Source organism: Mycobacterium sp. 852002-50816_SCH5313054-b (genome assembly GCF_001667185.1).
Taxonomy (GTDB): Bacteria; Actinomycetota; Actinomycetes; order Mycobacteriales; family Mycobacteriaceae; genus Mycobacterium.
This window is the reverse complement of the sequence record NZ_LZIC01000115.1, coordinates 63670-72381: the sequence shown is the minus strand read 5'-3', so window position 1 is coordinate 72381 and position 8712 is coordinate 63670. Positions and strand designations below refer to the sequence as shown.

Below are 8712 nucleotides of genomic sequence, written 5' to 3'. Positions count from 1 at the left end.
GGAACACCGAGCTGACCGTTGACCCGCACCGGGAAGTGATGCAGCCCCGCGACCGGAATGTCGTAGTACTCCGCGACATTGGCCACCACCCCGTGGTAGGTCTGGCCCGTCACCAACAGGTCGGCCCCGTCGGCCAGCGAGGTGAGCGTGCGGCTCATCTCGGCCCAGCCGTCGACGAAAAGCTCCCTGAGGTCGCGCATGAAGTTGACCGGGTTCTGGACCTTCAAGGCGTTGTGGGTGAAATCCGCGACGGCCACGACTTGTTCTCGCGTGTCCGGTCCATAGGAGACGGCGGGCACGCCGGCGGCGTCGACGAAGCCAACGAGGTTGGGCGGCACCGCCATTCGGACGTCGTGTCCCCGGCGCCGCAGCTCCGCACCGACCGTGGCGCACGGCTCGATATCGCCGCGGGTCCCATGGGCCGCCAGAACGAACTTCATCGACGGAGCTCAGCCTTTCACTTCATCCCCGCTCGGGGACGAAGCGCCTTGGAGCCTACCTGGCTACGCGAACCGGAAGGGCGGCCAGCTTGCCCGCGACAACCCGCTCGAAGACCGACTTCATGGCCTCCGTGTAGCGCGTGACGGACTCGCGGGCGACCGGGTTGTTCGGGTAGGACACCATGATGGAGACCTCGTCGAACAGCCGGAACACCGTCGAGTACATGTACGCCGGGCTGCGGCCATCGGTGAACGCGGTCGCGTTCACGCCGTCCAGGGCGGTGGCGACGATGGCGGACAGCGGAGGAAGGCCCGCGTCCATGTAGCTCATCATGGTGAACTGCGGTCCGTGCCGGCGCAGCCAGGGCGCCAGTTCCAGCACCTTGTCGAACGGCACATTGGCCAGGTCCATGTTCGCGTCGAACGAGGCCTGCGCCGCGCGGGCGGTCTCCTCGAACGAGTTCGGGTCGACCGGAACCGTGAACGGTACCACACCGGTGAACCAGCCCACCGTCATGAAGTCGGCCGGGCTCTTCCGCTTGTCGGTCGGCGTCAGCCCGTAATACGTTTCCGCGCCGGTCAATTCGTATTGAGCCAGGGCCGCGCAGGCGAACAGGCCGCCACTGAACCGGGCGCCCGCCTGCTGGCAGAGGGCCTCGAATTGAGCCGTCTGCTCCGGGCCCAGCAGCCGCTCGACGTGGGTGTCGCCACCGCACGGGATCGATTGGTCACCCAGGGGCAGGGGGAAGTCCGGCAGGGTTCCGCCGTTGGCCTCGGCGAACTCGATCCACTTCTTCACCTCCGGGGACTCCAGCGTCATCCCCGACACGCAGGCGTGCTCCCGCATGCAGAAGTCGTCATAGCTGGCCGCCGGGGGCAGCGTGACGGGCGCCTTGCCCTCCAGCAGGGCGTTGTAGTTCATCACGATCTCGACGTACAGACCGGCGATCAACATCGGGTCGCAGTGCAGGTGGTCGACGACGGCGTACAGGGCGAAGCGGTCCTCGTGCTGGATGATCCCGAACCTGAAGCAGTCCCACTGCAGCGGGTCGGGGGTCGCCAGCACGTGGTCGCGCCATTCCTGCTGGTTCAGCACGCCGTACTCCTTCGCGACGAACTGGATGTCGCGCGGATTCTTCAGGGTGTGCCGGACGATGTTCTGCTCATCGGAGTACTCGAACCAGCTGTGGTAGGTCGCGTGGCGCCGCAGGTGCGCGTTGATGACGTACGTCATCGCGCGAATGTCGCACCGGCCGGGCACCTCCCAGGAGCCCATGACCGCCCGCGAGTAGTCGAGGCCGCGGTCCCGAAACTCCACGAAGCCCCGAAGATGGCCAGCCTGCATGGAGCTGGGCGGCACCGGGCTGACGGGCGCCTGCCGAGCCTTCGCCGCGCAACCAGGTGTGGGTTCCCAACTTACGACGGGTCCCGGCTCCGGGTTCCAGTCGTAGGCGTTGCCAACTCGCAGGCTGTCGTGCTCAGAGCCTCCACCTATGAACACGTTTTCCCTCCTTGTAGTACCGGCCTAGCAGTGCAGTCGACTCTGACGTAGGACCTCTCTCACGCGGGCGCCACGGCGTTTTCCTCCTGAGGCGCCAGCTTGTGGAACAGGTGATCCGCCAAACCCCGCACCGTGGTGATGTCGGCAGAGGTGATGCGTACCCCCGTTTGGGCTTCGATGTGAGTCCGCAATTCGAGATTGCCCAGCGAGTCCAGGCCGTACTCGGACAGCGGGTGGTCCACATCGATGTTGCGACGCAGGATCAGGCCGATCTGCTCCGAGAGCAGGCGCCGCAGCCGGGTCGGCCACTCGTCGAGCGGCAGGTCGGCCAGCTCGGCGCGCAGTTTGCTTGAACCCGAACGCTTTTCGCCCGCGGACTTGAACATCTCGAGGAACTTGCTGCGTTCCGCGAACGATGCGATCCACGGTGTCCCGATCAGCGGGCTGTAGCCCGTGTACGCACGGTCGTGGCGCAGCAGCGTCTCGAACGCGTAGGCACCCTCGTCGGGAGCGATCGCGGCGCCGCTGCCCTCCGCGAAGTCCGCACCGCGGCCGATCTCGCCCCAGGCGCCCCAGGCGATCGCCGTGGCCGGCAGGCCCTGGGCGCGTCGCCAGTGGGTGAAGGCGTCCAGCCAGCTGTTGGCCGCCGCGTAGGCACCCTGGCCGGGCGAGCCCAGCAGGGCGGCCGCCGAGGAGAACGAGCAGAACCAGTCCAGGTCCGCAGATGCGGTGGCCTCGTGCAGGTTCCACGCGCCGTACACCTTGGGCGCCCAGTCCCGGTCGATCAACTCGTCGGTGATGTTGGTCAAGGTGGCGTCCTCGACCACCGCGGCCGCGTGCAGCACGCCCCGCAGCGGCAGCCCGGTGGCTGTCGCCGTGGCCACCAGCCGCTGTGCGACGTCGGCCTGGGCGATGTCACCGCACTCCACGATCACGTCAGAACCTATCGCCCGGACGAGCTCGATCGTTTCAAGCGCCTTCTGCGAAGGCTCGGAGCGCGAGGTGAGCACGATCCGGCCCGCGCCGGCCGCGGCCATCTTCTCGGCCAGGAACAGGCCCAGGCCACCGAGGCCGCCGGTGATGATGTAGGAGCCGTCCTTGCGGAAGACCGGCGCCTGCTCCGGCGGCAGCACCACGCTGCTGCGCCCCGTCCGCGGGATGTCGAGGATGAGCTTGCCGGTGTGTTCGGCCGCGCTCATCACGCGAATCGCGGTGGCCGCCTCGGCGAGCGGGTAGTGCGTGCTCTCCGGCATCGGCAGCACGCCCTCGGCCGTCAACCGGTAGACGTTGCTCAGGATCTCGCTGACCTGCTGCGGATGGCTGACGGACATCAGGCCCAGGTCGACGCCCCAGAACGCGAGGTTGCGACGGAACGGGAAGAGGCCCAGCTTGGTGTCCCCGTAGATGTCGCGCTTGCCGATCTCGACGAACCGCCCGCCCAGCGCCAGCAGCTTGATGCCGGCGAGCTGCGCCGCACCCGTGACCGAGTTGAGCACGATGTCCACCCCGTAGCCCTCGGTGTCGCGACGGATCTGGTCCGCGAAGTCGACGGTCCGCGAGTCGTAGACGTGCTCGATTCCCATGTCGCGCAACAGCTGTCGACGCGCCTCACTGCCGGCGGTGGCGAAGATCTCGGCGCCCGCGGCGCGGGCGATGGCGATCGCCGCCTGCCCCACACCGCCGGTCCCGGAGTGGATCAGCACCTTGTCGCCGGACCTGATGCGGGCCAGGTCGTTGAGGCCGTACCAGGCGGTGGCGTGCGCGGTGGTCACCGCGGCGGCCTGCGCGTCGGTGAGTCCCTCGGGCAGCGTGGTGGCCAGGCGTGCGTCGCAGGTGACGAACGTGGCCCAGCAGCCGTTCGGGGACATCCCGCCGACGTGGTCGCCGACCTGGTGGTTGGTGACGTCGGGTCCCACTGCCGTGACCACACCGGCGAAGTCGGTGCCGAGCGCGGGCAGGATGTTGTCCAGGCTCTGGTAGCGGCCGAACGCGTTCAGCACATCGGCGAAGTTGATGCTCGACGCGGTGACCGCCACCTCGATCTGTCCGGGCCCGGGCGGAACCCGGTCGAACGCCGCGAACTCCATCGACTGCAGGTCACCCGGCGTGCGGATCTGCATGCGCATCCCGTCGCTCTCGTGATCCGCGATGGTGGATTGCCGCTCTTCCGGACCGAGCGGAGTGGGGCACAGGCGCGCGATGTACCACTCGTCGTTGCGCCAGGCGGTCTCGTCCTCGCCGGGCCCCGTGGTCAGCAGCTGGCGCACCACCTGCTCGGCGCTGGTCTGCTCGTCGACGTCGATGTGGGTGGTGTGCAGGTGCGGGTGCTCGGAGCCGATCACCCGCAGCAGCCCGCGCACCCCGCCCTGGTCGAGGTTGGGCACGTCCTCCGACAACACCTTCTGGGCGCTGCGGGTCACCACGAACAACCGCGGCGACTCACCCTGCAGCTCCGGGAGCTCGCGGGCGATGCGGACCAGGTGGTGGACGTACTCGCCACCGCGCACGGCGCTTTCGTCGTCCGGGTTGCCGTTCTTCGGCTCGGTGAGCACCACCACGCCGGCTAAACCGCCCTTTTCGACCTCACCGCGCAGCCGCTCGGCGATGGCCGGGTGGTCGGCCCGCGTAGGCCAGGACAGCGTGGTGCACTCCGCCTCGTGCAGCTTCATCGCGTCGGTGAACGCTGTCGCCACGAGGTCGGCAGCATCGGAGGTGCTGACCAGCAGCCATGCGCCGGTCTCGGTGGCGGGCACCTCGGGCAGCTGGCGCTGCTGCCACTCGACGGTCAGCAACCGCTCGGCCATCACCCGGGCCCGCTCGCCGCTCGGCGAGACGCCGGTGCCCATCTGCAGCCCGCGCACGGTCAGCAGCACGGAGCCGTGCTTGTCCAGGATGTCCAGGTCGGCCTCGACGGACCCGCCGATGGCCGCGGTCACCCGCGAGTAGCAGTAGCGGGCCGAGCTCACGGACCCGTGGACCCGCAGCTCGCGAACGCCCAGCGGCAACAGCAGGCCGCCCAGGCTGGCGTTGGCGACGCTCGGGTGCGCGGCAACCGACTGGAAGCACGCGTCGAGCAGCGCCGGGTGCACGCTGTAGTTGGTTTGTTGCGTCCGGATCACGCTGGGCAGCCCGATCTCGGCCAGCACCGTGGTGCCGGTGCCCTCGGCGGTGTGCGCGGCGGCCAGGCCGGTAAAAGCGGGGCCGTACTGAATGCCGCACAGGTCCATCGCGTCGCGCAGGTCGCTGCCCTCGAGGCTGCTCGGGTGCGCGGCCAGCAGCTCCTCGATGTCCACCGCGGCGGGTCGCGCCGCGTCGCCCGAGTCGTCGACGTCCACCAGCACGGCGGAGGCCCGCCGTGCCTGCACGCCGTCCTCGTTGGTCTCCACGGCGAAGGTGAGCGCGCCGGGCACCTCCGCGGTCGCGGTGAGGCTGATCTGCGTCTCCTCGTCGAGCATCAGCATCTGCTCGAAGCGGACGTCGCGAACCCCGGATGCGTCACCGAAGACGGTGTGGGCCGCGGCCAGCGCCATCTCGCAGTAGGCCGCGCCCGGCAGCGTGGCCGTGCCGTGGACCTGGTGGTCGGCCAGCCACGGCAGCGTCGCGGTGCCGATGTCGGCCTGCCACACGTGGCGTTCCGGCTCCTCGGGCAGGCGCACGTGCTGGCCCATCAGCGGGTGCACCGCGACGCTGGAAGCCAGCGCGCGGGAGCTGTGACCCTCGCGGCTGAGCAGCAGCGAGCGGTGCGTCCAGGCGGCCAGCGGGGCGTCCATCAGGTGCCCGCCGGGGTAGAGCACGGAGAAGTCGACCGTGGCGCCCGTGGCGTACAGGTCTCCCAACAACCCGAGCAGCCCGTTGGGCAGCGGCTGTTCGCGCCGCATCGCCGCGAGCGCGGCCACCGTCATGTCCAGGCTGCGGGCGGTCTGGTCGACCGCGTGGGTCAGCAGCGGGTGCGGGGACAGCTCACCGAACACCCGGTAGCCGTCTTCCAGGGCCGCCTGCACCGCCGCGGAGAACCGCACCGTGTGGCGCAGGTTGTCCACCCAGTAGTTGGCGTCGCAGTACGGCTCCTCGCGCGGGTCGAACGAAGTGGCCGAGTAGTACGGGACCGCCGGGGTCAACGGCTCGATCTCGGCCAGCACGTCGTACAGCTCGTCGAGGATCGGGTCGACCTGCGGCGAGTGCGACGCCACGTCGACGGCCACCTCGCGGGCCATCACCTCGCGCTGCTCCCACACCGAAACCAACTCGCGGACCGTGTCCGTCGCACCGCCGATGACCGTGGACTGCGGAGACGCCACCACCGCCACCACGGCGTCGTTGACGCCGCGAGCCATCAGCTCCGAAAGCACTTGCTGCGCAGGCAGTTCCACCGACGCCATCGCACCCGAACCGGCGATCGTGGTCATCAGTCGAGAACGGCGGCAGATGACGCGCACGCCGTCCTCGAGCGACAGCGCACCAGCGACGACGGCCGCCGCGGCCTCGCCCATCGAGTGGCCGATGACCGCGCCGGGGCTGACCCCGTAGGACTTCATCGTGTTCGCCAGCGCGACCTGCATGGCGAAGATCGTGGGCTGCACCCGGTCGATGCCCGTCACCTTCTCGGGTGCGGTGAGGGCCTCGGTCACCGAGAAGCCGGACTCGTGGGCGATCAGTGGCTCGATCTCGGCGACGGCCGCCGCGAATGCGGGCTCCTTCGCCAGCAGGTCGGTGCCCATGGTCGCCCACTGCGAACCCTGTCCGGAGAACACCCACACCGGACCGCGCTGCTCCTGGCCGACCACTTCCTGGAACAGGGCGTCACCGCTGGCGACCTCCCGCAACGCGGTCAGCAGCTCAGGGGTGTCGCTGGCCAGCACGGTGCTCCGCACGGAGCGGTGCCCGCGCCGGCGGGCGAGGGTGTAGGCCAGGTCAGGCGCCGGCACGTCGGACGCGTGCGCCTCGACCCAGTCGGCCAGCCGGGCGGCGGTTTCGCGCAGCCCGTCGGCCGAGGTGGCCGACAGCGGGAACAGCAGCGTGCCGTCGCGGCTCGGCCGGGTTGCGGCGCCGTTGCGGGACAGGGGCGCCGGAGCCTGTTCGACGATGGCGTGCACGTTGGTGCCCGAGATGCCGTACGCCGACACCGCCGCGCGTCGCGGCTGCACGGTGCTCAGCGGCCACGGCGTATTCTCTTGCGGCACAAACAATCCGGTGTCGATCCGGGCCATTTCGTCCGGCAGCGCCTCGAAGTGCAGGTTCTTGGGGACCACCCCGTGCTGAACGGAGAGGACCGCCTTCATCACGCCCAGCGCACCCGCGGCCGCCTGGAGGTGCCCGAAGTTGGTCTTCGAGGCGCCGAGCACGCATGGGTTGCCGATGCCGTAGACCTCGGCGAGACTGCCGTATTCGATCGGGTCACCGACGGTGGTGCCCGTGCCGTGCGCCTCGACCATGCCGACGGTGCCGGCGTCCACGCCTGCCGCCTTGAGCGCCGCGCGGTACACCGTGGCCTGCGCCTCACCCGACGGCATCGCGATGTTCAGGGTGTGGCCGTCCTGGTTGGCGGCGGTGGCGCGGATCACACCCAGGATCCGGTCGCCGTCGCGCTGCGCGTCCGTGAGGCGCTTGAGCAACAGCACCACGCAGCCCTCGCCGGAGACGAAGCCGTCGGCCTTGACGTCGAACGCGTAGCAATGCCCGGTGCCCGAGAGCATGCCCCCCGCCGATGCGGAGGCGGACCTGCGCGGCTCCATCATCACGTTGACGCCGCCGGCGAACGCGAGCTCGCTCTCGCCGTCGTTCAGGCTGCGGCAGGCCTGGTGGATCGCGAACAGGCCGGACGAGCAGGCGGTGTCGATCGTGACCGCGGGGCCGTGCAGGCCGAGCGCGTAGGAGATGCGCCCGGACGCCATGCAGGAGATGGTGCCGGGGTTTCCGTAGGGTCCGTCAAAGGCGTCGGTGGCGGCGTGCACGAATTGGTAATCGCCGTAGTTCAATCCGACGAAAACGCCCGTTTGCGGGGCGATGGTGTCCTTGGTCAGGCCGGCGTGTTCCATGGCCTCCCACGAGGTTTCCATGAGCAACCGGTGCTGCGGATCCATGGCCGTGGCTTCTTTTTCGGTGATGCCGAAGAACTCGGGGTCGAAGTCGCCCACGTTGTCGAGGAAGGAGCCCCACTTGCACACGGACCGGCCCGGCACGCCCGGCTCGGGGTCGTAGTAGTAGTCGACATCCCAGCGCTCGCCCGGGATTTCCTTGACAAAGTCCTCACCGCGCAGCAACGCTTCCCAAAAGAGGTCAGGTGAGTTGATGCCCCCCGGCAGCCGGCACGCCATCCCGATGACGGCGACCGGAGTCACGACTGCCTTATCCACTGTCCTTCACCTCTCCTTGCCTATCCACAAGTTCCTATCACTGCTGCTCGCTCTTATCTCAGCTTCGAGAAATCTCGCCGAATTTTTTTGCGCGAGCTAGTAACTCCGCGAGCAACACACAAACAACCCACCGACCCCCGCTATCGAAGCTCGCCATAACAACGTGGCGCGATCAGCAGCGTAGCGGCTTGGTCCGAACCGCGTGGAAAAATCGTGCGAACGTACAAAAATTTAACAACGCTCGAAGCATCGTCGCTGACAGGAAGCTTGAGTCACACGGTGGTCACATACTTTTCGCACGATTATCGGCCGTAGTGCCGGACTCGAGTCGCTGCCAGAGGTGCTGTGCCGCAACTGCTCCGGCGATGTGGCGTGCTGGGGTGGCAAACATGACCACGGGCGTTGTCGGCCAGCGCGG

At 68.8% G+C, this 8712-nt stretch carries 3 protein-coding genes; all 3 read right to left on the bottom strand.

Translation table 11 applies throughout. From position 1 onward, the window contains the following. Nucleotides 1-440: glycosyltransferase (locus A5787_RS21155; protein ID WP_197507326.1), on the bottom strand; the 440-nt coding region annotated here is incomplete at its 3' end. 55 nt (nucleotides 441-495) lie between these two features. Beyond that, nucleotides 496-1941 carry a condensation domain-containing protein gene (locus tag A5787_RS21150; protein WP_082977356.1) on the bottom strand — a complete coding sequence of 482 codons (1446 nt, stop codon included), beginning with the start codon at nucleotides 1939-1941 and terminating at the stop codon, nucleotides 496-498. Nucleotides 1942-2000: 59 nt separating this feature from the next. Then, nucleotides 2001-8294 (bottom strand): type I polyketide synthase, encoded by a 6294-nt coding sequence (pks2, locus tag A5787_RS21145; protein WP_066970638.1) that lies wholly within the window; start codon nucleotides 8292-8294, stop codon nucleotides 2001-2003. Nucleotides 8295-8712 lie beyond the last annotated feature (418 nt).